The sequence below is a fragment of the Acidovorax sp. GW458-11-26-14-TSB4 genome, from assembly GCF_059423865.1.
Genome location: NZ_JBWKYR010000043.1, coordinates 1 through 23,380, shown reverse-complemented (window position 1 = coordinate 23,380; position 23,380 = coordinate 1). Strand labels below are relative to the sequence as shown.

Genomic DNA, 23,380 nt, shown 5'->3' with positions numbered 1-23,380 from the left:
GCCTTTCTTTGGGGTACCTTTCTTTGGCGACGCAAAGAAAGGTACCTCGGCCGCCGGGCCGAGACCCGGCCTCCGCCCTTCACCAAGGCATGCAGCCAACTACGAAGCCAGCTACGGAGCCAGCTACGAAGGCCGGTTAGCCGACAACTCCCACAACCCCTCCGCCACAGCCGCCATCTCCGCCCTCTGCCGATACAACCGGATCTCCACCGGCACATTCCACTCCGGCCCACCCGCCACCACCAGAGCCCCCGACCGCAGCCCATCCGCGATAAGGCTCTGCGGCAACCAGGCCACCCCGCGCCCCTCCTGCGCCATGGTCTTGAGCAGCACCGCATGGTGCGCCGTGAACACCACCGCCACGCCGCCGGGCAGGGCAGGGGTGGCGGCGTCCGGTGTGTCCGAAAACACGCTGCGCATGCGCGAACGCATGATCCGCCCCAGGCCCGAGGCCTCGCTGTAGGCCAGCACGGGAACGGCCGCCGGCTGGCCCATGGCATGCAGCGGCCGTTGCGGGTCGGCGGGATCGGGCGCGCTCACGGGCTGCAGCACGTCGTCCGAGATCCGCTGCATGGGGTACTGCGCCTCGTCCAGGCGGCCGGGCACCCCGGGGTGCCCGTGGCATAGCACGAACTGCACGCGGCGCTGCAGCATCAAATCCTCGCAGGCCTGCGAGCTGTCCGACATGGTCTGGATCGGGCCCATGTCCAGGCGCGACTCCAGGCCCGCCAGCCAGCGTGGGAAAAAAGTGAGCGAGAGCACGTGCGTGGCCGCAAAGCGCAGGGTGGATGCCGCGATCTCATGCGCCTCGCGGGCCCGCGTGCGGGCCGATTCGAGCTGGGCCAGCGTTGCCTGCAGCAGCGGCAGGAAACGCTGACCGGCGGCAGTCAACGCAGCGGGGTGGGCGCTGCGGTCGAACAGCTCCACGCCCACCCAGTCTTCCAGCGCACGGATGTGGCGGCTGAAGGCGGGCTGTGCGATGGCGCGGGCCTCGGCCGCACGCGAGAAGTTGCCGGTCTCGGCCAGGGCCAGGAAGTCCTCCAGCCATTCCAGGTCGAGCGGTCGGTTGCCAGGTCCCATGGTCTTGTCTCGGGTGCGGGTGAGGCGATAGATGTATGCGATTCGGGTATTGGACGGCGCAGGCCCTGCCGGAAATGATGGCGCCTGTGCCAGGCCGGATCCGGGGATCGCAGGGAATGAATTATGTCCCTCAGGTCCCTGGCTGTGCCGGTTCCCCCAACCCTGAAACCTCTGCTCCTGCACCATGAAAATCGTCGACATCGCCGAATCCACCCGTCCCATCAAATCGGACATCCGCAACGCCTACATCGATTTTTCCAAGATGACCCTGAGCCTGGTGGCCGTGGTCACCGATGTCATCCGCGACGGCAAGCCCGTGATCGGCTATGGCTTCAACTCCAACGGCCGCTACGGCCAGGGCGGGCTGATCCGCGACCGCTTCCGCCCGCGCATCCTGGAGGCCGCCCCCGCCAGCCTGCTCGACGCCACGGGCGAGAACATCGATGCGCACAAAGTCTGGGCGCAGATGATGACCAACGAGAAGCCCGGCGGCCATGGCGAGCGCTCGGTGGCCGTGGGCACCATCGACATGGCCGTGTGGGACGCCGTGGCCAAGATCGCCGGCAAGCCCCTGTACCAACTGCTGGCCGAGCGCTACGGCACGGGCACGCCCAACCCGCGCGTGTTCGTCTACGCGGCCGGCGGCTACTACTACCCCGGCAAGGGCCTGGACGGCCTGCGCAAGGAGATGGAGAGCTACCTGGCGCGCGGCTACTCGGTGGTCAAGATGAAGATCGGCGGCGCCTCGCTGGCCGACGACTGCGAGCGCATCGAATCGGTGCTCAAGATCCTCGGCCCGGGCCAGCAGCTGGCGGTGGACGCGAATGGCCGCTTCGACCTGCCCACGGCCGTTGCCTATGGCAAGGCGCTCTCCCAGTACCCGCTGTTCTGGTACGAGGAGGCGGGCGACCCGCTGGACTACGCGCTGCAGGCCAAGTTGGGTGAGGTGTATGCCGGCCCCATGGCGACAGGCGAAAACCTGTTCTCGATGCAGGATGCCCGCAACCTCATCCGCCACGGCGGCATGCGCCCCGACCGGGACTGGCTGCAGTTCGACTGCGCGCTGAGCTACGGCCTGGTGGAGTACCTGCGCACGCTGGACATGCTCAGGGAATACGGCTGGTCGCCAAGCCGCTGCATCCCCCACGGTGGCCACCAGATGTCACTGGCCATCGCGGCGGGCCTGGGCCTGGGCGGCAACGAGAGCTACCCCGACCTGTTCCAGCCCTACGGAGGCTTTCCTGATGGCGTGAAGGTCGACAACGGCTACGTCTCGCTGCCGCCGCTGCCCGGCATCGGCTTCGAAGGCAAGTCGGACCTCATCTCAGAAATGCGCGCGCTGGCCTCGTAAAGCAGAGTCTCAGCGCAGGCGGAATACAGCGACAGCTTCCACCAGTTGGTGGGCCTGTCCGCTCAGGCTGCCGGCCGCCGCCGCGCTTTGCTCGACCAGCGCTGCGTTCTGCTGCGTGGCGTCGTCCATGCGCACGATGGCCTGGGTCACGCGCAGCATGTCGCGGGTCTGCTCGGCGCTGGCCTGGCTGATCTCTTCGACCAGCGCGCTCACGCCGCGGATGGAAGTGACCACCTCGTCCATGGTGCTGCCGGCGTTGCGCGCCAGGTCGGAGCCGGCCTGCACGCGGTCCACGCTGGTCTGGATCAGGGCCTTGATCTCGCGCGCTGCGCTGGCGCTGCGCGTGGCGAGGTTGCGCACTTCGCTGGCCACCACGGCAAAGCCGCGGCCCTGCTCGCCGGCCCGCGCCGCCTCGACGGCGGCATTGAGCGCCAGGATGTTGGTCTGGAAGGCGATGCCATCGATCACGCCGATGATGTCGGCGATCTTGCGCGAGCTGTCCTGGATGCCCTGCACCACCTCCACCATCTGGCCCACGACCTGGCCGCCGCGCTCGGCCACCGTGGCACCGCTCTTGGCCAGCTCGTTCGCGCGCTGGGCGCTGGCGGCGTTGTTCTGCACGGTCTGCTGCAGCTGTTGCATGGAGGACGAGGTTTCGTCCAGCGACGAGGCCTGGTCTTCGGTGCGCATGCTCAGGTCGGTATTGCCCTGGGCGATCTCGGCGCTGGCGCTGGCCACGCCTTCGGCATTGGTGCGCACGCCTGCGACCACGCGCTCCAGGTTCTCCTGCATGGCGGCCAGGGCCTGCAGCAGGCGGGCGGGTTCGTCGTTGCCGTCGATGACGATGGTGGTGGTCAAATCGCCCGCCGCCACCTTGTTGGCCAGCGACACCGCCACGCGCAGTGGGCGCACGACCGAGCGCGTGATCACCCAGCCGGCAAAGGCCCCCAGGGCCGTGACCAGCGCCAGCGCGACCAGGCTGCTGAGCAGGGCGCGGCGCGCATCCTGCGCGGCCTGCTGGGCAATGGCCGCGCTGCTGTCGGCCACCTGGCGGCTCAGTTCCCCGAGCAGCTTGGCAGGGCCCTGGTCGATGTCGGCCACGTCGGCGTCACCGGCCGAAGCGACGAAGCCCAGCGACTGGAAGGCCTCGAAACCCTTGCGGTAACCCTGGGCCATCTGCGTGTGGGCGTCGACGAACTTCTGCAGCGCGGCACGCTCGCTGCTGTCCACCAGCTGCGGTGCCAGCGCCTTGGCGGCATCGGCCACGCGTTTTTCGCTGGCCTGGAAGGCGTTCCAGTGCAGCTCGCGCTTGCGCGAATCCTCGCCGCGCAAGAGCGTGTTCTTCCACTCCATCACCTGGGTCTTGAACTCGCTTTCCATGCGCGAGACGGCGCGCTCCTGCGCCACGCGCTGCAGCACGGTGGCATCGTAGGTGCCCAGCGTGCCGTAGAGCGCGGCAATGCCGAAGAGCGCGGCACCGAGCATCAGCGCCAGCACCAGGCCCAGGGCACCGGCCATGCGGGTGCCGATGGAGTAGCGGGACATGTTCATCAGGAGATCCTCGGGCCTATGCCTTCAGCTTGAGCAGGTAGACCATGACGCGCGCGGTGGTCAGGTCCAGTTCCATGAACTCGGTCAGGTCCTTGCCGGTGAGCCAGGAGGCCTCCCACTTGTTGGTCTTGAGGGTGCGCACCCAGGACTCGTGTACGGTTGCGGCCTCCACGGCGGCCACCATTTCGGCCAGCCGGGCGGCAGGGACCCCCTTGCCCGTGAACACGCCTCGCCAGTTGGCCATGACGGCATCGATGCCCTGTTCGCGGAAGGCCGGCAGGCCGAACACGCTGCGCCGCGCCGACACGCCGATGGCGCGCAGCTTGCCGGCCGCAATCGCCTCGCTGAATTCGCTGTAGCCCGACAGGCCCAGGGCGGCCTTGCCGGAGACCAGGGCATCCACGACTTCGTTGCCGCCGGCAAAGGGGCGGTAGACCAGGGCTTCGGGGCTGGCCTTGGCGGCACGGGCCAGCACGCCGGCATAGATGTGGTCCACGCCGCCTGCGGAGCCGCCGGCCACGGGCAGCGCGGGCAGGTCGGCCTTCATCGCGGCCACCAGATCCTTGGCGCTGCGGATGGGCGACGCGGCCGGCACGGCCGCCACCAGGTAGTCGCTGGTCAGGCGTGCAATGGGCTGGATCTGCGTCAGGTCCACGGCGGGCTTTTGCAGGGCCACGGCGCCCACCATGACCATGCCGCCCATGAGCAGGGTGTTGGGGTCGTTCGCGTACTTCTCGGCATAGCGGGCCAGGCCGATGGTGCCGCCCTTGCCGCCCACGTTCTCGTATTCCACCTGGTCCACGGCGCCAGCGCCCACCAGGGCAGCGCCCAGGGCACGGCCGGTCTGGTCCCAGCCGCCGCCTGCGTTGGCGGGGATCACGATGCGCAGCGTGCCGGCCAGCTTGGCGGCCTTGGCGGGGGGCCGGGCTTGGGCGAGTGCGGCACCCAGCGGGGTCGCCAGGGCCGTCAGTGCCGCGGCGCGGACCAGCGCCTGCCGGCGCAGCATGTTCATGGATGTGGCCTTGGTCATGGGATCCCTCTTGGTAAGCGTATGTATCCAGTCGCCATGGTGGGCGCCGAAACTGTCATTTGGCTGTCCACGATATCAGGGTATACGCTCGGGCACATGACATCTGTGGCCGCCGCGCCACCATGAAAAACGCCCTGCACCGCAGGGCGGGCAGAGCGTTAAGGGCAGAGGCCCCGGCAAGGGGCCGTCGCCGAAGGGCCGGTTACAGCGAATCGATGAAGCTGCGCAGCTTGTCCGAGCGGCTGGGGTGCTTGAGCTTGCGCAGCGCCTTGGCTTCGATCTGGCGGATGCGCTCACGCGTCACGTCGAATTGCTTGCCCACTTCTTCCAGCGTGTGGTCGGTGGACATTTCGATGCCGAAGCGCATACGCAGCACCTTGGCTTCGCGCGGCGTGAGGCCGTCCAGGATGTCCTTGACCACGTCGCGCAGGCCGGCCTGCATGGCGGCATCGATCGGGGCGGTGTTGGCACCGTCCTCGATGAAGTCGCCCAGGTGGCTGTCGTCGTCGTCGCCGATGGGGGTTTCCATCGAGATCGGCTCCTTGGCGATCTTCATGATCTTGCGGATCTTCTCTTCCGGGATCTCCATCTTCGCGGCCAGGATGGACGCATCGGGCTCGAAGCCGAACTCCTGCAGGTGCTGGCGGCTGATGCGGTTCATCTTGTTGATGGTCTCGATCATGTGCACCGGGATGCGGATGGTGCGCGCCTGGTCGGCGATCGAGCGCGTGATGGCCTGGCGGATCCACCACGTGGCGTAGGTCGAGAACTTGTAGCCGCGGCGGTATTCGAACTTGTCCACGGCCTTCATCAGGCCGATGTTGCCTTCCTGGATCAGGTCCAGGAACTGCAGGCCTCGGTTCGTGTACTTCTTGGCGATGGAGATCACGAGGCGCAGGTTGGCCTCGATCATTTCCTTCTTCGCGTCGCGCGAGGTGGCTTCGCCCTCGTTCATGCGCTTGTTGATGTCCTTGAGCTCGGTCAGCGGCACCACCACGCGGGCCTGCAGGTCCATCAGCTTTTGCTGCAGTTCCTGCACGGGCGGGATGTTGCGCGCCATCACCGTGCTCCAGGGCTTGCCGGCGGCGGCCTGCTTTTCCACCCACTGCAGGTTCAGCAGGTTGGGCGGGAAGTCCTTGATGAAGGTCTCTTGTGGCATGCCGCACTTGTCCACGATGATGCGGCGCAGCTCGCGTTCCTTCTTGCGCACGTCGTCCACTTGGCCGCGCACCATGTCGCACAGCTTCTCGATGGTCTTGGCCGTGAAGCGGATGGTCATCAGCTCTTCGGACAGGGCGTGCTGGGCCTTCACGTAGGCAGGCGTGCCGTAGCCTTCCTTGTCGTAGATCTTGTGCACCTTCTCGAACAGGTCACGCAGCTTGTCGAAGCGCTCCAGCGCCTGCTTCTTGAGTTCTTCGAGCTTCTTGGTCAGCGCCTTGGAGCCGCCCTTGCCGTCGTCGTCGTCGGCTTCGTCGAATTCGTCGAAGTCTTCCTCGGCCACATAGTCGTCGGCCTCATTGGGGTTGGAGAAGCCGTCCACGATGGTGGAGATGACGACCTTGCCCTCGCGGATCTCCTCGCCCATGTTGAGGATCTCGGCGATGGTGGCGGGCGATGCGCTGATCGCCTCCATCATGGCCATCAGGCCGCCTTCGATGCGCTTGGCGATCTCGATTTCGCCTTCGCGGGTGAGCAGCTCCACCGTGCCCATTTCGCGCATGTACATGCGCACGGGGTCGGTGGTGCGGCCGAATTCACTGTCCACGGTGGACAGGGCGGCTTCGGCGGCTTCTTCGGCTTCTTCTTCGCTGGCGCCCGTGGGGGCGTTGTCGGTGATGATCAGAGCCTCGGCATCGGGCGTCTGCTCGTACACAGCCACGCCCAGGTCGTTCAGCGTGGTGATGACGGCTTCGAGCGTTTCGGCATCGACCAGCTTGTCGGGCAAGTGGTCGGAGATTTCGACGTGGGTCAGGTAGCCGCGCGTCTTGCCCAGCTTGATCAGGGTTTTCAGGCGCGAGCGGCGCTTGGCCAGGTCTTCCTCGGACAGGACGGTCTCGTCCAGGCCGAATTCCTTCATCAAGGCGCGTTCCTTGGCCTTGCTGATCTTCATGCGCAGCGGCTTGACCTTCTCGGCCGTGGGTGTGCTCTCGGCTTCGGCCTCGACTTCACCTTCGAGGTCGGATTCGATGTCCGACAGGTCGGCATCGTCACCGCTCTCTTCGGCACCGGCGCCGCCGGCAGCGGCGGCCTTGGGCTTGCGGCCACGCTTGGCGGGCACCTTGGCCTCGGCCGTGGCGGCACCTGCGGCCTTGGCGGGGCGGCCAGGGCGCTTCTTGGGGGCTTCTTCGCCGTCGGCCTCGGCGGCAGCCACCTTGGCGCGGGTTTTCTTGAGTTCTTCGGGGGCTTCCGTCTTCTCGGCAGACTTGTTCACAGGCACTGGTTTCACTTTCTTGGCGGCAGGGGCGGGCGCGGCGGCAAGCTTGGTGGCTACGGCCTTGGCCGGCACCTTGGCCGCGGTTTTGGAGACGGCCTTCGCGGCGGTCGCTGGAGCTGACTTGGATGGCTTCGCGGACTTTTGAGCGGGCATGAACAACCTCAGAATCAAAAACGGACACAAAGAAAGCGCAAGCGCCACAGATCCCGGCGCGGGTGGCACTGCAAAAGCCGTGCTTTTGCAGCTTGAGGGGCATCCCTCAGGGGCAAGATGTCTGGGCGAACATTTGGTGTGCAGTCCTTGCGATGGGTGGGCGGTTGTGCGCGTTTGTCACGGTGGCCCGGCTCGGAGGTGCTGCTGTCGCTCTTGCCTAACCCTACATTATACCATTTGGCGCAATTTCAAGCCGCTTTGGTGTTGACACCCAACAAAACAACACGTTTTTGCTCCAGCGCGCGGTATCGCTCCAGGGCCGAGGGGTCCTTGGCAGCCTGCAGGACCAGCACTTTCTGCTGCTCCTTGATGTCTTCGATGAGCATCCGGTTCAGTAGATCCCGCAACTCCAGCCGGAGTTCCGCCAGCTCGCCCTCGGTCTGGGCATGGGCACCGGTCATGACCTTGACCGCCAGCTCCTCGCATTCGTGCTCGCGCAGGCTCTCGCGCAGCACCGCCCAGGCCAGGGGGCCGTGCTCGTGGAACTGGGCTTCCAGCCAGATGAACAGCGGGCCGTGGGGGGCAGGCTGGGCGCACAGGGCGCTGTGGTCGTCGTGTGTGAGCTCCTCCAGGAAGCCCATGTGCGACAGCAGCAGCCGCGCCGCATGGTCGGCCCGGCCCATGGCCGGCGTGCGGGGCAGGCGCGGCTGGGGCGGCCAGGGGGCGTCCTTGTCCTTTTTCTTCCACTTGCCGCCGCTTTTCCAATCCCCGCCGCTGCCATTCTTGCGGAACGGGGGCTTGCCGCCCCCGCCGCCATGGCCGCCCCCCTGGTCTTCGTAGCCGCCGGGCGATCCCCCTCCGCCCACGTACTCGGGCTCGTGGTGGGGCTGCCAGCCGTCCAGGTCGGGCGGCGGGCCGCCCCAGGGGGGCTCGTCGGCATAGGGGCTGGAGGCATCCGGCGCGCGCACCTGGCGCTGCTGGGGGGCCGGCGCCGGGGCGGGGGCGCGGGTGCCACCGGGGTTCCACAGCTCCGACAGGTCGCGTGCGTTGAGCTGGGTGAGCTCGGCCAGCTCGCCCAGCAGCTGGCGCTTGAGCACACCATCGGGCAGGGCCGTCCACAGCGGGCGGGCATTGCTGGCCATGTGGGCGCGGCCCTCGGCCGTGGTCAGGTCGCAGCCCTCGCTGGCCGATTCGACCAGGAAGCGGCTCAGCGGCACGGCCTCGCTCACCTGTTTGGCAAACGCATCGGTGCCATGCTCGCGGATGAAGCTGTCCGGGTCGTGCTCGGCCGGAAGGAAGAGGAACTTGATGCTGCGCGTGTCCGTGGCGTGGGGCAGGGCGCCATCGAGCGCCTTGCGCGCGGCGCGCCGGCCGGCGCTGTCGCCGTCGAAGCTGAACACCACCGATTCGGTGAAGCGCAGCAGCTTTTGCACATGTTCGGGCGTGCAGGCCGTGCCCAGCGTGGCCACGGCGTTGGGGAAGCCCAGCTGCGCCAGCGCCACCACGTCCATATACCCTTCGGTCACCAGGGCGTAGCCATGCTCGCGGATGGGCGTGCGCGCCTCGAACAGGCCATACAGCTCGCGCCCCTTGTGGAAGACCGGGGTCTCGGGCGAATTGAGGTACTTGGGCTTGTCGTCGCCCAGCACGCGCCCGCCAAAGCCGATGCATTCGCCCTTGACGTTGCGGATCGGGAACATCACCCGGTCGCGGAACCGGTCGTAGCGCTTGTCCTGCCCTTCCTCGCCCACGATGACCAGGCCGCTTTCCTCCAGCAGCGGGTCGTCGTAGCGCGGGAACACGCTGGCCAGGCTGCGCCAGCCCTCGGGCGCATAGCCCAGGCCATAGCGCTTGGCGACGGCGCCCGAGACCCCCCGGCCCTTGAAGTAGGCGATGGCACGCTGCGATTCGCGCAGCTGGCGGCGGTAGGCGTCGCCGGCCTTCTCCAGCACGTCGGTCAGCGTGGCCTGCTTCTGGCGGGCGGCGGCGGCGCGCTCCTTCTCCTGCGGGGAGATGTCGTCATCGGGCACCTGCAGGCCCACCTGCTGGGCCAGGTCCTGCACCGCCTCGACGAAGCCCATGCCCGCATGGTCCATGAGGAAGCCGATGGCGTTGCCATTCTTGCCGCAGCCAAAGCAGTGGTAGAACTGCTTGGAGGGGCTGACGCTGAACGAGGGCGACTTTTCCCCGTGGAAGGGGCACAGGCCCATGAAATTGGCCCCGCCCTTCTTCAACTGGACGTAGCGGCCCACGATCTCGACCACGTCGGTGCGGGCAAGCAGCTCCTGGATGAATGACTGGGGGATGGACACCCGGGCATTTTCCTCCATCCGCAATGCCCGCGGTTGGGCCCTGAATCCGGCGGCCCGGTCCTGGGGGCAGCGGCCCGATGGCCCATGAAAGACGAAAACCTGCCGAACCAGTGCACTGGGCTGCTGTTCATCCACTAGCATTCGCGCCTCAAATCACAAGGAACAACAATCATGGGATTCATGAACTGGCGGGAAAAGAGTGCAGACGTGCTGCAGCAGGGGGGCGTGATCGCGCCGGATGAGCGGCTGCCCTGGCCGCAGACGGCGGCCATGGGCGTGCAGCACGTGATCGCCATGTTCGGCGCCACGGTGCTGGCGCCCATCCTGATGGGGTTCGATCCCAACGTCGCCATTTTGATGAGCGGCGTGGGCACGCTGATCTTCTTCATCGTCACCGGCGGCAAGGTGCCCAGCTACCTGGGGTCGAGCTTCGCCTTCATCGGCGTGGTGCTTGCGGCCACGGGCCATGCGGGCAGCGGCCCCAACGCCAACATCGGCGTGGCGCTGGGCGGCATCATCGCGTGCGGCCTGCTCTACACGCTGATCGGTGTGCTGGTGCAGGCCATCGGCACGGGCTGGATCGAGCGCTTCATGCCGCCCGTGGTCACCGGTGCCGTGGTGGCCGTGATCGGCCTGAACCTGGCGGGCATCCCCATCAAGAACATGGCAGCCAGCAACTTCGACAGCTGGATGCAGCTCGTGACCTTCGTGAGCGTGGGCCTGGTGGCCGTGCTCACACGCGGCATGGTGCAGCGCCTGTTGATCCTGGTGGGCCTGATCGCGGCCAGCATCATCTACGCGGTGCTCACCAACGGCATGGGCCTGGGCAAGCCGATCGATTTCTCCATCCTGGCGAACGCCGCGTGGGTGGGCATGCCCAACTTCGCCGCACCCGTGTTCAGCGGCAACGCCATGCTGCTCATCGCCCCCGTGGCCATCATCCTGGTGGCCGAGAACCTGGGCCACATCAAGGCCGTGACGGCCATGACCGGCCGCGACCTGGACCGCTACATGGGCCGCGCGTTCATCGGCGATGGCGTGGCCACCATGGTGAGCGGCGGTGTGGGCGGCACGGGCGTGACCACCTATGCAGAGAACATCGGCGTGATGGCCGCCACCAAGATCTACTCCACCGCCGTGTTCCTGCTGGCGGGCGTGTTCGCGCTGGTGCTGGGCTTTTCCCCCAAGTTCGGCGCGCTGATCCAGACCATTCCGCTGCCGGTGATGGGCGGGGTGTCGATCGTGGTGTTCGGCCTGATCGCAGTGGCCGGCGCCAAGATCTGGGTGGACAACCAGGTGGACTTCTCGCAGAACAAGAACCTCATCGTGGCCGCCATCACGCTCATCCTGGGCACCGGCGACTTCACGCTCAAGTTCGGCCAGTTCGCGCTGGGCGGCATCGGCACGGCCACCTTCGGCGCCATCCTGCTGTACGCGCTGCTCAACCGCAAGGAGTGAGCCGCCAGCAGGACGGACGGCCCGCGGGTTGGCCCTGAATCCGGCGGCCCGGCCCTTTGGTCTAATGGCCTGATTGCCTTTAGAACAAGTGCTTAACTGCCAAGGAACGCCGCCATGCCCCCTATGTTCGACCAGCACCTGGAGCGCAACAGCGCCAACTTCGCGCCCCTGTCGCCCCTGTCCTTCATCGAGCGCACGGCCGAGGTCTACCCCGACCGGCTGGCCATCGTTCACGGCAGCCTGCGCCAGACCTGGGGCCAGACCTATGCACGCTGCCGCCAACTGGCCAGCAGCCTGAACCGGGCCGGCATCGGCAAGAACGACACCGTGGCCGCGCTGCTGCCCAACACCCCGCCCATGGTGGAGGCGCATTTCGGCGTGCCCATGGCCGGGGCCGTGCTCAACGCCATCAACACCCGGCTGGACCCGCAGACCATCGCCTTCATGCTCGACCATGGCGAGGCGCGCGCCATCATCGTGGACCCGGAATTCACCGGCACCCTGGCCAAGGCCCTGGCATGGCGCAAGTCGCAGGCGCCGCTGCTGGTGCTCACCGTGCAGGACGCAGTGTTCGGCCCGGCCGTGCAGGACCTGGGCGGTACCGACTACGATGCCTTCGTGGCCGAGGGCGATGCGCAGCATGCCTGGGACCTGCCGGCCGACGAGTGGGATGCCATCGCCCTCAACTACACCAGCGGCACCACCGGCAACCCCAAGGGCGTCGTCTACCACCACCGGGGCGCGGCCACCAATGCCATCAGCAACGTGCTGGAGTGGGACATGCCCAAAGGCGCGGTCTACCTGTGGACCCTGCCCATGTTCCACTGCAACGGCTGGTGCTTTCCCTGGACGGTGGCGGCACGCGCGGGCGTCAACGTCTGCCTGCGCCGGGTGGAGGCGCAGGCCATCTTCGACGCGATGCGCGAGCACGGTGTCACCCACTACTGCGGCGCCCCCATCGTGCACGGCATGCTGGTCAATGCGCCCGACGCCATGAAGGCCGGCGTGCCCGCCGGCATCCAGGCCATGGTGGCCGGTGCGGCACCGCCCGCGTCCATGATCGAGGGCATGGAAAAGATGGGCTTCGACCTGACCCATGTCTATGGCCTCACCGAGGTCTACGGCCCTGCCACCGTCTGCGCGAAGCACGAGGCCTGGGACGCCCTGGACATTGGCGAGCGCGCCCGCCTCAACGCGCGCCAGGGCGTGCGCTACCACCTGCAGCGCGATGTGCGCGTGCTCGACCCCGCAACCATGCAGCCCGTGCCGCAGGACGGCCAGACCATGGGCGAGATCATGTTCCAGGGCAATATCGTGATGAAGGGCTACCTCAAGAACCCCAAGGCCACCGAGGAGGCCTTCGCCGGCGGCTGGTTCCACAGCGGCGACCTGGCCGTGCAGTACCCCGACGGCTACATCAAGATCAAGGACCGCAGCAAGGACATCATCATCTCGGGCGGCGAGAACATCTCCTCCATCGAGGTCGAGGACGTGCTCTACCGCCACCCCGCCGTGCTGGCCGCCGCCGTGGTGGCCCGGCCCGACCCCAAGTGGGGCGAGACACCCTGCGCCTTCGTCGAGCTCAATGCGGGCGCCCAGGTCACGCCCGAGGACATCGTGGCCCACTGCAAGCAACACCTGGCCGGCTTCAAGGTGCCGCGCGCCGTGGTGTTCGGCGAGCTGCCCAAGACCAGCACGGGCAAGATCCAGAAGTTCGAGCTGCGCAGGCAGGCGGGGTCGGCCGCGGCCATCGACGTCTGAAGGGCATCTATCCGTCGCCAGGCATCTGCGCCTGCAGCCACTGTGCGAAGCACTGCGCCTCGGGGCCTGCACCGGGTGCCAGGCCGTAGTAGTGGCGCGTGAGCGGCAGGCGCACGGCGGGCAGGGGACAGAGCAGGCGGCCGGCCGCCATGTCGTGGGCCACCAGCGAGAGAGGGACCAGGGCACAGCCCAGCCCATCGAGCGCCGCCTGCACCACGAAGTGCAGGTGGTCGAACTGCAGCTGGCTGGCCGGGCGCAGGCGCGGCATTCCGGCCTGGCGCTTCCAGTGCTCCCAATCATCGGGGCGCGAGCGCGACCACAGCAGCACATGGGCCGCCAGGCCGCGGGGTTCGGCCACGCCCTTGGTGGCGAACAGGGCTGGGGCGCCCACGATCAGTGCCTCGTCCTGCAAAAAAGGCTGTACCGCGACGGATGCCGGCCAGCCCGTGTTGCGGCCGCGGCGGATCGCCACGTCAAAGGGCTCGCTCGCCTGGTCGGGTGCGACGGTGCTGGTGACGACCTTGGGCTCGATGCCGGGGAACTGCGCCACGAAGTCCGGTAGCCGGGGAATCACCCAGCGCACCGCGAACGAGGGGCGCACGTTGATGGTGACCGTGCGCGCGGGAGCGTCGTCCATCAGTGACCGGGCTGCGGCGCCGATCTGTTCCAGGGCCGGGGCCACCTCGGCAAAGAAGCGCTGCCCCTCGGCCGTGAGCGACACCTGCCGCACGCGCCGCTCGAAAAGCGCCACGCCCAGGAATTCCTCCAGCGCCTTGACCTGCCGGCTGATGGCGCCATGCGTCACGAACAGCTCGGCCGCGGCCAGCGTGAAGCTCTGGTGGCGCGCCGCCGCGGCAAAGGCGCGCACGGCGTTGAGCGGGGGCAGGCGGGGCGTCATGCGTGCGATTTTCTCACGCATGCAGGGCCGTAAACTCGTTTGTCGCTGGCGGTGTGGCGCTGCAACATGGCGGCCGTGCCCACCTCTTTTCCCGTCTTTTTTCAGGAGCCCGCCATGACCGCTGCCGCCGTCGCCGAGACCGGCCATTCCATCGACACCCTTGCCCGGCTCGAAGCCCTGTTCGGCACGCCCGGCGAGGCCTCGCTGAGCAAGGAAGTGCCGTATGTGCACCCTTCGTACCGCGCGATGATCGAGGCGTCGCCCTTTGCCGTGCTGGCCACCACCGGCCCCGGCGGGCTCGATGCCTCGCCGCGCGGCGACCCGCCCGGCTTCGTGCAGGTGCTCGACGAGCGCACCCTGCTGCTGCCCGAGAGGCGCGGCAACAACCGCGTGGACAGCCTGCGCAACATCGTGGCCGACCCGCGCGTGGCGCTCTTGTTCCTGATCCCCGGCGTGGGTGAGACCTTGCGCGTGAACGGCCGTGCCAGCATCACCACGGCCCCGGATCTGATGGAGCGCTTCGTGGTGGGCGGCCAGCCGCCCAAGTGCGTGGTCCGCATCGCGGTGGACACGGTGTATTTCCAGTGTGCGCGCGCCATCCTGCGTTCGCGCCTGTGGGGGCCGGTGGACCCTGCTGCGCCGCGGCCGGTTCCTACGCCGGGTGCCATCCTTTCGGCCATCAGCCAGAGCTTCGATGGTGCGGCGTATGACCAGGCACTGCCGGAACGCCAGCGCACGACTTTGTACTAGAACAAAATTTGTACTGGTACAAAAAAGCCGCCACGGACACACCGTCCGTGGCGGCTCTCCAGGTCAGATCACAGCGACCGCAGGAAGGCCAGCAGCGCCTCGCGGTCCGCCGTGGGCAGGGCCTCGAAGCGGCGGCGCGCGGCATCGGCCTCGCCGCCGTGCCAGAGCACGGCCTCGGTCAGCGTGCGTGCGCGGCCGTCGTGCAGGTAGCCCACCTTGGCGGCCTGGCCCGCACCCATCACCTTCTCGGTGTAGCCGATGCCCCACAGCGGCGCGGTGCGCCACAGCGCGCCTGTGGCCTGGCCCTGCGCGAAGTTGTCGGCCAGCTCGGTGCCCATGTCGTGCAGCAGCAGGTCGGAGTAGGGCTTGATGGTCTGGTTGCGCAGTTCGGCGAACAGGTGGCCCGAGCCGGTCTTCATCTCCGCCGTGTGGCAGGCCACGCAGCGCAGGCTGTCGAACAGCTTGGCGCCCAGGGCGACCTGTGGCGGGTTCACGCGGTGCTCGTCCAGCGGGGCCACGCCGCGGGGGAAGCCGCTTTCCAGGCTGCGCTGGGCGGGCACGGCCACCAGGGCCAGGTAGTTGGAGATCGAGGCCAGGTCGGCCTCGGTGATGCCGGCCTTGCGCACGCCCGATGCGCAGGCCGTGGGGCCGTAGTTGCAGTCGCGCGAGGGGTAGACGCTGGAGGTGACCGACATGTCCTGCAGCAGCGCGGTGGCCGCCTGCTGGCGCAGCGTGGCCTTGGAGGCCTTCCAGCCGAAGCGGCCCAGGCGCACCACACCGCTCTCGGGGTCATACACGTAGTTGGGCACGCCCTTGACGCCGTCGGCATCGGGCACGCTGCGGGCGCGGGCCAGGATGTCGGCCTCGGGCACGGCCTCGAGCAGGCCCATGCCGATCATCGGCGGCGCGGCGCGCAGCGAATGCACGGCCGGCACGGGGCCATCGAAGCCGAGCACGGGCTTGCGCAACTCCACCACGGTGCCGTCGGCCAGGCGCACGTTGCGTGTCTCGAACTTGGCCACGCGCACGCTGTTGCCCCAGTCCTGCGCCTCACCAGTGGCGGCGCGGGCGTTCATCTGCAGCACGCTGCCGTAGCGCGGGTGCGGCTGCTGCTGGCCGCCGTCGCCCAGGCTGGCGGTCTGCAGCGACATGCTGTCCAGGCGCTGGTTGACCTGCATGGGGGCCGGGCTGCGGCCGTTGTTCACGTGGCAGGCGACGCAGGCCGACTGGTTGAAGTGCGTGCCCTGCAGCTTGGCAGCCGGCAGATAGGGGTCGTTGCCCGACTCGCTGTGCGCGCCGGTGTTGAAGCTGGTGTGGATCAGCCGGCGCCCCTCGACGAAGCGCTGCATGTTCTGCATGCCCACGTTGTTGAACGGCTGCTGGAACATCGAGGCGCCGTTGTCCGAGTAGTTGTACGAGACCGAGCCCGTGCCGCCCGAGAGCGTGATCGCCGGTAGCGGCGCCGAGTTCAGCCGCGGCTGCACGCCGTACCAGGGCACCAGGCCCGTGCCCACCACGTACAGCCATTCGGCCGAGTAGTAGCGGATGCCACCGCTGTCGCCCTTACCGGCCATGGACTCGCGCGTGCTGAACATGGCGGGGGAGACCTCGATGGCATCGCCGGCCACCAGGGCGCGCGAGGGCACGTTGGTGCCGTTGGGCAGGCCATCGGCGCCCAGGCCGCCGTGGCCGGGGTAATCCTTGATGCGCAGCGTGCAGGGGCCGTTGATGCCGTCGGGGCTGGCCAGGCGGCCATTGGCCGGGTAGGGCGTGGGCGTGCAGACCTTGACGCTGCGGTCCACCAGCTCGCCCGGGTTCATCCAGCCGTAGCCGGTCACGCCGGGCCGGTCGAAGGCGCGGAAAAAGGCCGTGTCGCCCGGCAAGAAGTCCACCGTGGTGTAGCGGTTGACCACCAGCGTGGGCTTGGTGACACCGGCCACGCGGCTGTTGTCGATGATCTCCATGCCCCAGGTGCGGTTCTGGAAGTACTGGGTCACGAAGGTCAGGTGCGCGCCCGGGCCCTTGTCCACCGGGGCGCCCGTGACCGGGTCCACCGTGTCGTTGGGGCCGTAACCGATCTCGTTCCACTCCTCGCCGCGCTCGCGCCCATGGCGGCCCAGGGCCCGTGCACCGAAGCGCGTCACCAGCGTGCCATCGGCCAGGCGGAACTGCGTGGATTCGGCGGGTTCGGCCGAGGCGGGCAGGGGAGCCAGCCCCAGGCCATTGGCCGGATAGCGCCAGGCCGAAGTCGCGCCCACGCCCTGGGTGTTGTCGGTGCCGGGGGTCTTGAACTCCACCTCGAACAGCGAGTAGCCGTAGCCGCCTGCGCGGGCCACGCCCTGCAGGCGCAGGTAGCGGGCGCTCATGCCCAGATTCAAAAATTCTTCGGTGCCGCCCTTGCCATTGGTGACGTAGCGGATCTGCGTCCAGGTGCTGCCGTCCTGCGACACCTGGAGCGCGTACTCCTTGCCATAAGAGCGCTCCCACACGAGCTTCATGTAGCCGACATCGACCCTGGCGCCAAAGTCGAACTGGATCCAGGCATCGTCCACGAAGGTGCTGCCCCAGCGGCTGTTCGGGTTGCCGTCGATGGCAGCCGCAGCCGCCATGCCCGGGTTTTCCACCGCAGAGGAAGTCGCGGCCACGGGCTTGATGGCCACGCCCGGCTGGGTGGGCGCTGCAGCCGCCACCTCGTAAGCCGATTTGTGCTGGACATAGACCACGTTGGACGCAGACTGCGAGGCCTCCTGTCCGCTGCCGCCGCCGTCCGGGCTACCGCCGCCGCAGGCGGCCAGGCCCAAGGCCAATGCGCTCAAGGCACCCCAGCGCGCACCGCGGTGCGCGCGCTTTTTCATCGTGTATTGCATGCTGTTCCCACCCCGCATCCATGTGCGTTTGTTGTGGGCAAATCATAGGCATGAAGACCATTTCACCGTCTACCGCTGTGGCGCGGCCGCCGCGGTTAATTTGCGTTAATTAATTGCAAAACGTGTGCAGACGTATCTTTGGGCGGGCGATTTTGAGGTGGTACCAATGAGTACGGGTGCATGTCCTATGATGCGCCCGCTTTTGGGGCAGTTGCATTTTGATGCAAAAATGCAGAGGCTGGGACGACCGGAAGTGCACTAGTCAGCCTCGCGACCGCAAGCATCAGGGGCGTCCTTATGCGACACGCTTGGTGGCCTCGATCAACGCTTCTGACAGACCATAGATCTCATCAAGGGTCGAGATCGGGTGTCTAGTTTCCTTTTTGTCTGCGTCGAGTATTCCAACGTATTTCTGTGCTCGGTTGAAGTGCAGGCGGCAAACAGGCTTCCTATTGTTGTCATCTAGCAGGATTCCAAAATAGCTTTGGGTATCTCGGTGGCCGATTCGGCTGGACTCGACTGCTGTACGCACAATTGACTTAACGACAAAAAATCCTTCCAACTCCTCTTCTGTTGTGACAACCCGCAACTCGTCATCGGAATTCAATGGCTCGTCTGCTGGAGAGGGTTCAGGAGGCGCCGGATGGAATGCCAAAGGTGTGGTGGCACCCATCCCTGTGATTGCAGACTTGAGTCGATCATTCACAAGATCACCCGTGAATTGAACAATAGCTTTTTGGAGTAAAGGCATGAACTGTTCACGCACTTTGGCGGTAATAACGCCGTCGTAGACCCGAGCTGTGAAAAAACGCAAAAATTCGTCACCAGGCGTCGCAAACTGCGCAGCAATTTCTCTCTTGATTTGGCCAATGTATTTCAATTCACCGGCAGCACTGATGATAGATTCAACATCAAAAGTGGATTTTGTGAGCTTGGCGAGCTCTGGCGCCGCATGCTCATCAATGTCGAGCAAATCAAGCTCCAAGAATGGCTTCTCATCCATTTTATTGGGCGCATCCAGATCTGTGAAAAACTTGTAGATTCTGCCGTTTGTAAGGATAGAAATACGAGCCGTAGTTACATGGAAGTATCGAAACAGCTGCCCGGCGTGGTTGACATTGAGCGGTTCACCAATTTTTTTGCATTCGATGAGCATCTGAATCTGCCCATCTTTGAGAATGGCGTAATCAATCTTTTCGCCCTTTTTCGTCCCGATGTCACAAACAAACTCGGGTACCACTTCTGTGGGATCGAAAACGTCGTATCCAAGAACGTTTCTGATGAACGGCATCACGAAGGCGTTCTTAGTAGCCTCTTCCGTACCGATGGACGCAGCTTGCTGTCGAATCTTTGCCGCTAGTGCGTTCAGGCTTTCCATGTACTCCATGTCCCTCTCCTCGTATTGGTTGGGCCATGCTATCCGAACTCATTGAAAAGTAACAAAAAATTTCTACACTGATGCCGTCAATTTGCTCGTGTGTTGGGCCGTTTTGAGTCGTCATACTCAACCGTGCTTGCTATGCATGAGAAGATGCTTGCAGGTGCCTCGTTGTTCAGCTTTTAGGACTACAAAATGACCCAACATCCTTCCCTCGCACTCCACGACGGCCGCTCCATCCCCCAACTCGGCCTGGGCGTCTGGCGCACCCCGGCCGATGCCACCGCGCAGGCCGTGAAGGCGGCGCTGGACGTGGGCTACCGGCATATCGACACGGCAGCCATTTACGGCAACGAGGCCGGCGTGGGCGAGGGCCTCAAGGCCAGCGGCGTACCGCGTGGGGAGGTGTACATCACCACCAAGCTGTGGAACGCCGAGCAAGGCTTCGACAGCACGCTGCGCGCCTTCGACGCCAGCATGCGGCTGCTGGGCCTGGACGTGCTCGATCTGTACCTGATCCACTGGCCAAACCCTTCGCGCGAACTGTATGTGGACACCTGGCGCGCCTTCGTCCGCCTGCGTGAAGAGGGGCGGGTGCGCTCCATCGGTGTTTCCAACTTCGAGCCCGAACACATCGACCGCCTCGTGCAGGAGACCGGCGCAAAGCCCGTGCTCAACCAGATCGAACTGCACCCGCGTTTCCAGCAGCACCGGCTGCGCGAGTACCACGCCAGGCAGGGCATCGCCACGCAGGCCTGGAGCCCGCTGGGCCAGGGCCAGTTGCTGGAGGATGCAGGCGTCCAGGCCATCGCCAGCAAGCATGGCAAGACGGCGGCCCAGGTCGTCGTGCGCTGGCACATCGAGATGGGCCATGTGGTGATCCCGAAGTCGGTGAACCCGGGCCGCATTGCCGAGAACGCGGGCGTGTTCGACTTCGCGCTCGATGCACAGGACATGGCCGCCATTGCGAAGCTGGACCAGGCACAAGGGCGCATCGGCCCGAACCCGCTGACAGCCGATTTCTGATCTTTTGCGCCTCGCGCGCCCGCTACTGCAGGGCCGGGAGGTCGCGGTCCTTCGCGGAGGAAGCCGAGCGCAGCTTGCGCTCGTAGCCGTCCATCTCCTTGAACGCGACGATCTCGCGGCCCCGGTACTTGGCGTACTCGGCCATGAAGGCCTCCGTGTCCGCATACGGGCCTGCCATATGGCCTGGCCGCTTGGAGTCGGCAAAGAACCAGGTCTGGCCATCGCGCTGGAACGAGGCCACCCAGTGGCGCCGCAAGGTGTTGCCGCTGATGGCGACCGGGTTGAACTCGATCATCACGTAGCCGGGGCGCGAGGCCGGGTCCACGGCGCGCAGCGTCTCCACGGCAAAGCGCGCCAGGTCCACGCAGACGCCCCGCGGGTTGGCAAAGAAGGCGGCCGGCTCATGGATGGGCATGCGCCCGCTGCGGCTGCGCTGGGTTTCGGACAGCTGCATGGCACGCTGCAGGTCGTACTCGAAGCGGGCACCGATCCAGGTGTTGACGTCTGCAGAGCCCTTCCAGCGCTGCAGCGCTTCGGCGTACGAGGCCGGCGCATCGGCCAGGAGCATGGTGGTGCGGCCCGGCTCCGGCGCATCCGAGGCCGGGTCTGCCGTGCTGATGGCCTCGGGTGCAGGTGGCCGTGTGCCGCAGCCTGCAGCTAGGCCGGCGGCGGCAATGACAAGCATTCTTCGTTGCATGGCAGGTGTCTCCGGTCCTTGGGGCGTATGGACTGTGGCTTGGCACCAAAGGTTCCCGTGCAACGGACTCAGGCCGCCTCCGCCGCAAACCCCGCTGCCGCATCGCGCAGCGCCTGCGCCAGCAGCGCCACCTCGGCGTACTGCGTCCCTTCGGAACGCTGGAACAGCGTGATCGGCGGCAGCGTCCAGCCAAAGCGGTGCGGCACGATGGCCACGCCGGCAATGCGCACCAGCTCCTGGGCGATGTCGGCCGGGACGATGGAGACCGCGCGCTCGCTGGCCGCGATCAGCTCGCCGATGACCTTGGACGACAGGCTCTCCACATAGGCCTGCGGCGGGGCCACGCCGGCACGCAAAAAGAAATCGGTGATCTGCTCGCGCATGGGGGTCTGGCGTGCACCCAGCACCCAGTCGAGCTCGGCCAGCTCGGGCCAGGACAGCGGGCGCCGCGCCAGGCGCGCCGAGAGCCGGCGGTGGGCGATGAGCCGGGGCTCCTGGTGGTAGAGCACCTCATGGACCAGACCTTCCATGTCGAGCACGGCCGACGCGCGGCCGACCACGCAGTCGAGTTCGTGCGCGCGCAGGCGCTGCAGCAGGTGGTCGCTGGTGCCCTCGTGGATGCTGACGGTGGCGCGCAGCCCGCGCGGCCGGGTCTGGCCGATGGCTGCGGCCAGCAGGCGCCCGGGCACAAAGGGGATCACCCCGATCTGCAGGTGCGCGGCCCGGCCCACGCTGGCCGCCTCCACATCGAGTGCCCAGTGGCTGAGGTCCTGCAGCATGGTGCGTGCGCGGGCCAGCGCCAGGGTACCCAGGGCCGTGGGCACCATGCCGCGCGGCTGGCGCTCGAACAGCGGCGCACCGAAGATGGCCTCGACCTCGGCCAGCGCATGGGTGATGGCCGGCTGGCTGGTGGCCATGTGGTGCGCCACGCGGGTCAGCGTGCCATGCGCCGCTATCTGCTGCAGCAGCACCAGGTGCCGCATCTTCAGGCGCGAGGCCAGGCGTGCCTGCACGGCCTGGGCGGCATCGGTGTCGTGGGACGGCATGTCGGTCGGTGTGAAAAATGGTATGCAAAGAATTGCATGGGTGAATAGTAATTGCTGATGGTTTGTTTATATGAACCGCACACAATCCAGTGGGAAAGCTGCTGCTTGGGCAGCGCCAGGCAACAACATCAAAGCAAAGGGGTGGCAATGGATTGGTCGGTGTTCGTGATCGTGGCGCTCGGTGCGGCGGCAGCAGGCTTCGTGCAGGGGCTGTCGGGCTTTGGCTTCGGGCTGACGGCCATGTCCCTCTGGGCCTGGACGCTGGAGCCGCGCCTGGCGGCAGTGCTGGTGGTCGCGGGCTCGCTCACGGGGCAGGTGCTCGCCGCGTTCTCGGTGCGCCGGGGCTTCGACAGGCTGCGGCTGCTGCCTTTCGTGCTGGGCGGCCTCGCCGGCATCCCTATCGGCGTGGCGCTGCTGCCGCGGCTGGACATGGACACCTTCAAGCTCGTGCTGGGCACGCTGCTGGTGCTGTGGTGCCCCGCCATGCTGCTGGCCAAGCAGCTGCCCCGCCTCACGCGCGGCGGCCGGCTGGCCGATGCGGTGGTGGGCATGGCGGGCGGGGTGATGGGTGGCATCGGCGGCTTCACCGGCGTGCTGCCCACGCTGTGGTGCACGCTGCGCGGCTGGGACAAGGACGCCCAGCGCGCGGTGATCCAGAACTTCAACCTGGCCATGCTGCTGGTGACCATGGCGGCCTACCTGGCCACAGGCCTGGTCACGGCGCCCATGCTGCCCCACCTGGCTGTTGCCCTGCCCGCCATGCTGGTGCCCGTGCTGCTGGGCGCGCGGCTGTACCACCGCATCAGCGAGGCGCGCTTTCGCCAGATCGTGCTGGGCTTGCTCACGCTGTCGGGTGTGGCGATGCTGGCGGCGGCGCTGCCGCGGGTGCTGGGGTGAGCAACAGGCCGTAGTATCCCCACCGGCGGTGCGCGGTGCCCGCCGTGACAACAACACTGGAGACATGAATATGAAGAAGAAAGCAATGCTGTTGGCAGCGGCTGCGGGCGCAGCCCTGTCCCTGGCTGCCACTCCGGCCCTGGCCGACGTGTTCACCAAGGAAGAACTCATCAAGGTCAACAAGGAAGCCGCCGGTGGCGGCAAGGGCACCTTGATCGGCGAATACGCCTTCACGCGCGACAAGGCGCTGAAGGACCAGGCGATCAAGGAAATCAGCTGGCTGACCTTGAAGCCCGGTGACTCCATCGGTTACCACAAGCACACGACCAATGAAGACACCTACATCATCATTTCGGGCCGTGGGACCTTCAAGGACAAGGATGGCAAGGACGTGCCGGTGAAGGCTGGGGATGTGACCATCGTGCGCAAGAACGAGTCGCACGGGATTGCGAATACGGGGACCGAGCCGTTGGTGTTTGTGGATGTGATTGCGGAACAGTAATTTCTCTGCATGCGTGTGCGGTCTGTTTTGAGCGGTGTGCTTTGATTGAGGGCGGGAGCTGGAATGTGCTGCGCCCGGCGTGGCTGGTTTGACAGCATGCCTGTGCTGAGGCCGGGAGCCGGGTCTCGGCCCGGCGGCCGAGGTACCTTTCTTTGCGTCGCCAAAGAAAGGTACCCCAAAGAAAGGCGA

17 protein-coding genes are annotated in these 23,380 nt (G+C 66.6%); 7 read left to right on the top strand and 10 right to left on the bottom strand.

The window, feature by feature from the left end; genetic code table 11:
• Positions 1-123: 123 nt before the first annotated feature.
• The gene (locus AC07X5_RS32270; protein ID WP_494773492.1) at positions 124-1,080 is read right to left on the bottom strand and encodes a LysR family transcriptional regulator; all 957 of its coding nucleotides are present in this window, start codon (positions 1,078-1,080) and stop codon (positions 124-126) included.
• 184 nt (positions 1,081-1,264) lie between these two features.
• Between AC07X5_RS32270 and AC07X5_RS32265 the strand changes: the two genes are divergently transcribed.
• Positions 1,265-2,431 carry a mandelate racemase/muconate lactonizing enzyme family protein gene (locus tag AC07X5_RS32265; protein WP_494773491.1) on the top strand — a complete coding sequence of 389 codons (1,167 nt, stop codon included), beginning with the start codon at positions 1,265-1,267 and terminating at the stop codon, positions 2,429-2,431.
• Positions 2,432-2,440: 9 nt separating this feature from the next.
• Here the strand turns inward: AC07X5_RS32265 and AC07X5_RS32260 are convergent, their stop codons facing one another.
• The 4 genes from AC07X5_RS32260 to dnaG all read right to left on the bottom strand — a co-directional run bounded on the left by AC07X5_RS32260 (position 2,441) and on the right by dnaG (position 9,911).
• Positions 2,441-3,982: a methyl-accepting chemotaxis protein gene (locus AC07X5_RS32260; RefSeq protein WP_494773490.1), complete on the bottom strand. Its 1,542-nt coding sequence runs from the start codon at positions 3,980-3,982 to the stop codon at positions 2,441-2,443.
• A 16-nt stretch (positions 3,983-3,998) separates the two neighbouring features.
• A complete protein-coding gene (locus AC07X5_RS32255) occupies positions 3,999-5,012 on the bottom strand; it encodes a Bug family tripartite tricarboxylate transporter substrate binding protein (RefSeq protein WP_494773489.1) in 1,014 nt (337 codons plus the stop codon).
• A 202-nt stretch (positions 5,013-5,214) separates the two neighbouring features.
• Complete coding sequence (rpoD, locus tag AC07X5_RS32250) at positions 5,215-7,599, bottom strand: RNA polymerase sigma factor RpoD (RefSeq protein ID WP_494773488.1); 2,385 nt, start codon at positions 7,597-7,599, stop codon at positions 5,215-5,217.
• Between the two features lie 248 nt (positions 7,600-7,847).
• Positions 7,848-9,911: a DNA primase gene (dnaG, locus tag AC07X5_RS32245; protein WP_494773487.1), complete on the bottom strand. Its 2,064-nt coding sequence runs from the start codon at positions 9,909-9,911 to the stop codon at positions 7,848-7,850.
• A gap of 171 nt (positions 9,912-10,082) precedes the next feature.
• Here dnaG and AC07X5_RS32240 point away from each other — a divergent pair, with 171 nt between their 5' ends.
• Positions 10,083-11,369, top strand: a complete 1,287-nt coding sequence (locus AC07X5_RS32240) for a solute carrier family 23 protein (RefSeq protein WP_494773486.1) — start codon at positions 10,083-10,085, stop codon at positions 11,367-11,369.
• A gap of 114 nt (positions 11,370-11,483) precedes the next feature.
• Entirely contained in the window at positions 11,484-13,130 is a 1,647-nt protein-coding gene (locus AC07X5_RS32235) for an acyl-CoA synthetase (RefSeq protein ID WP_494773485.1), read from the top strand.
• Between the two features lie 7 nt (positions 13,131-13,137).
• On the opposite strand, the gene AC07X5_RS32230 is transcribed toward AC07X5_RS32235, so the two are convergent.
• Complete coding sequence (locus tag AC07X5_RS32230) at positions 13,138-14,028, bottom strand: LysR substrate-binding domain-containing protein (protein ID WP_494773484.1); 891 nt, start codon at positions 14,026-14,028, stop codon at positions 13,138-13,140.
• A gap of 114 nt (positions 14,029-14,142) precedes the next feature.
• Here AC07X5_RS32230 and AC07X5_RS32225 point away from each other — a divergent pair, with 114 nt between their 5' ends.
• Positions 14,143-14,778 (top strand): pyridoxamine 5'-phosphate oxidase family protein, encoded by a 636-nt coding sequence (locus AC07X5_RS32225; RefSeq protein ID WP_494773483.1) that lies wholly within the window; start codon positions 14,143-14,145, stop codon positions 14,776-14,778.
• Positions 14,779-14,846: 68 nt separating this feature from the next.
• Here the strand turns inward: AC07X5_RS32225 and AC07X5_RS32220 are convergent, their stop codons facing one another.
• Together AC07X5_RS32220 and AC07X5_RS32215 are read right to left on the bottom strand one after the other, a co-directional pair.
• Positions 14,847-17,633 (bottom strand): di-heme oxidoredictase family protein, encoded by a 2,787-nt coding sequence (locus AC07X5_RS32220; RefSeq protein WP_494773482.1) that lies wholly within the window; start codon positions 17,631-17,633, stop codon positions 14,847-14,849.
• Between the two features lie 307 nt (positions 17,634-17,940).
• A complete protein-coding gene (locus AC07X5_RS32215) occupies positions 17,941-19,032 on the bottom strand; it encodes a type I restriction endonuclease (RefSeq protein WP_494773481.1) in 1,092 nt (363 codons plus the stop codon).
• A 186-nt stretch (positions 19,033-19,218) separates the two neighbouring features.
• Here AC07X5_RS32215 and AC07X5_RS32210 point away from each other — a divergent pair, with 186 nt between their 5' ends.
• Positions 19,219-20,049, top strand: a complete 831-nt coding sequence (locus AC07X5_RS32210) for an aldo/keto reductase (RefSeq protein WP_494773480.1) — start codon at positions 19,219-19,221, stop codon at positions 20,047-20,049.
• Between the two features lie 22 nt (positions 20,050-20,071).
• Here AC07X5_RS32210 and AC07X5_RS32205 read toward each other — a convergent pair whose 3' ends face one another.
• Both AC07X5_RS32205 and AC07X5_RS32200 read right to left on the bottom strand, forming a co-directional pair.
• Positions 20,072-20,734 (bottom strand): hypothetical protein, encoded by a 663-nt coding sequence (locus AC07X5_RS32205; RefSeq protein WP_494773479.1) that lies wholly within the window; start codon positions 20,732-20,734, stop codon positions 20,072-20,074.
• An 80-nt stretch (positions 20,735-20,814) separates the two neighbouring features.
• Complete coding sequence (locus tag AC07X5_RS32200; protein ID WP_494773478.1) at positions 20,815-21,792, bottom strand: LysR substrate-binding domain-containing protein; 978 nt, start codon at positions 21,790-21,792, stop codon at positions 20,815-20,817.
• 147 nt (positions 21,793-21,939) lie between these two features.
• On the opposite strand from AC07X5_RS32200, the gene AC07X5_RS32195 reads away from it, so the two are divergent.
• Both AC07X5_RS32195 and AC07X5_RS32190 read left to right on the top strand, forming a co-directional pair.
• Positions 21,940-22,689: a sulfite exporter TauE/SafE family protein gene (locus AC07X5_RS32195; RefSeq protein WP_494773477.1), complete on the top strand. Its 750-nt coding sequence runs from the start codon at positions 21,940-21,942 to the stop codon at positions 22,687-22,689.
• A 70-nt stretch (positions 22,690-22,759) separates the two neighbouring features.
• The gene (locus AC07X5_RS32190) at positions 22,760-23,191 is read left to right on the top strand and encodes a cupin domain-containing protein (RefSeq protein WP_494773476.1); all 432 of its coding nucleotides are present in this window, start codon (positions 22,760-22,762) and stop codon (positions 23,189-23,191) included.
• Positions 23,192-23,380 lie beyond the last annotated feature (189 nt).

Bases quoted from the DNA above. Each gene is read 5' to 3' on its own strand.
- AC07X5_RS32210 (WP_494773480.1), top strand. From the start codon at position 19,219: ATGACCCAACATCCTTCCCTCGCACTCCACGACGGCCGCTCCATCCCC.
- rpoD (WP_494773488.1), bottom strand. From the start codon at position 7,599: ATGCCCGCTCAAAAGTCCGCGAAGCCATCCAAGTCAGCTCCAGCGACC.
- AC07X5_RS32230 (WP_494773484.1), bottom strand. From the start codon at position 14,028: ATGACGCCCCGCCTGCCCCCGCTCAACGCCGTGCGCGCCTTTGCCGCG.
- AC07X5_RS32200 (WP_494773478.1), bottom strand. From the start codon at position 21,792: ATGCCGTCCCACGACACCGATGCCGCCCAGGCCGTGCAGGCACGCCTG.
- AC07X5_RS32235 (WP_494773485.1), top strand. From the start codon at position 11,484: ATGCCCCCTATGTTCGACCAGCACCTGGAGCGCAACAGCGCCAACTTC.
- AC07X5_RS32220 (WP_494773482.1), bottom strand. From the start codon at position 17,633: ATGAAAAAGCGCGCGCACCGCGGTGCGCGCTGGGGTGCCTTGAGCGCA.
- AC07X5_RS32240 (WP_494773486.1), top strand. From the start codon at position 10,083: ATGGGATTCATGAACTGGCGGGAAAAGAGTGCAGACGTGCTGCAGCAG.
- AC07X5_RS32255 (WP_494773489.1), bottom strand. From the start codon at position 5,012: ATGACCAAGGCCACATCCATGAACATGCTGCGCCGGCAGGCGCTGGTC.
- AC07X5_RS32195 (WP_494773477.1), top strand. From the start codon at position 21,940: ATGGATTGGTCGGTGTTCGTGATCGTGGCGCTCGGTGCGGCGGCAGCA.
- AC07X5_RS32270 (WP_494773492.1), bottom strand. From the start codon at position 1,080: ATGGGACCTGGCAACCGACCGCTCGACCTGGAATGGCTGGAGGACTTC.
- AC07X5_RS32225 (WP_494773483.1), top strand. From the start codon at position 14,143: ATGACCGCTGCCGCCGTCGCCGAGACCGGCCATTCCATCGACACCCTT.
- AC07X5_RS32205 (WP_494773479.1), bottom strand. From the start codon at position 20,734: ATGCTTGTCATTGCCGCCGCCGGCCTAGCTGCAGGCTGCGGCACACGG.
- AC07X5_RS32215 (WP_494773481.1), bottom strand. From the start codon at position 19,032: ATGGAGTACATGGAAAGCCTGAACGCACTAGCGGCAAAGATTCGACAG.
- AC07X5_RS32190 (WP_494773476.1), top strand. From the start codon at position 22,760: ATGAAGAAGAAAGCAATGCTGTTGGCAGCGGCTGCGGGCGCAGCCCTG.
- AC07X5_RS32260 (WP_494773490.1), bottom strand. From the start codon at position 3,982: ATGAACATGTCCCGCTACTCCATCGGCACCCGCATGGCCGGTGCCCTG.
- AC07X5_RS32265 (WP_494773491.1), top strand. From the start codon at position 1,265: ATGAAAATCGTCGACATCGCCGAATCCACCCGTCCCATCAAATCGGAC.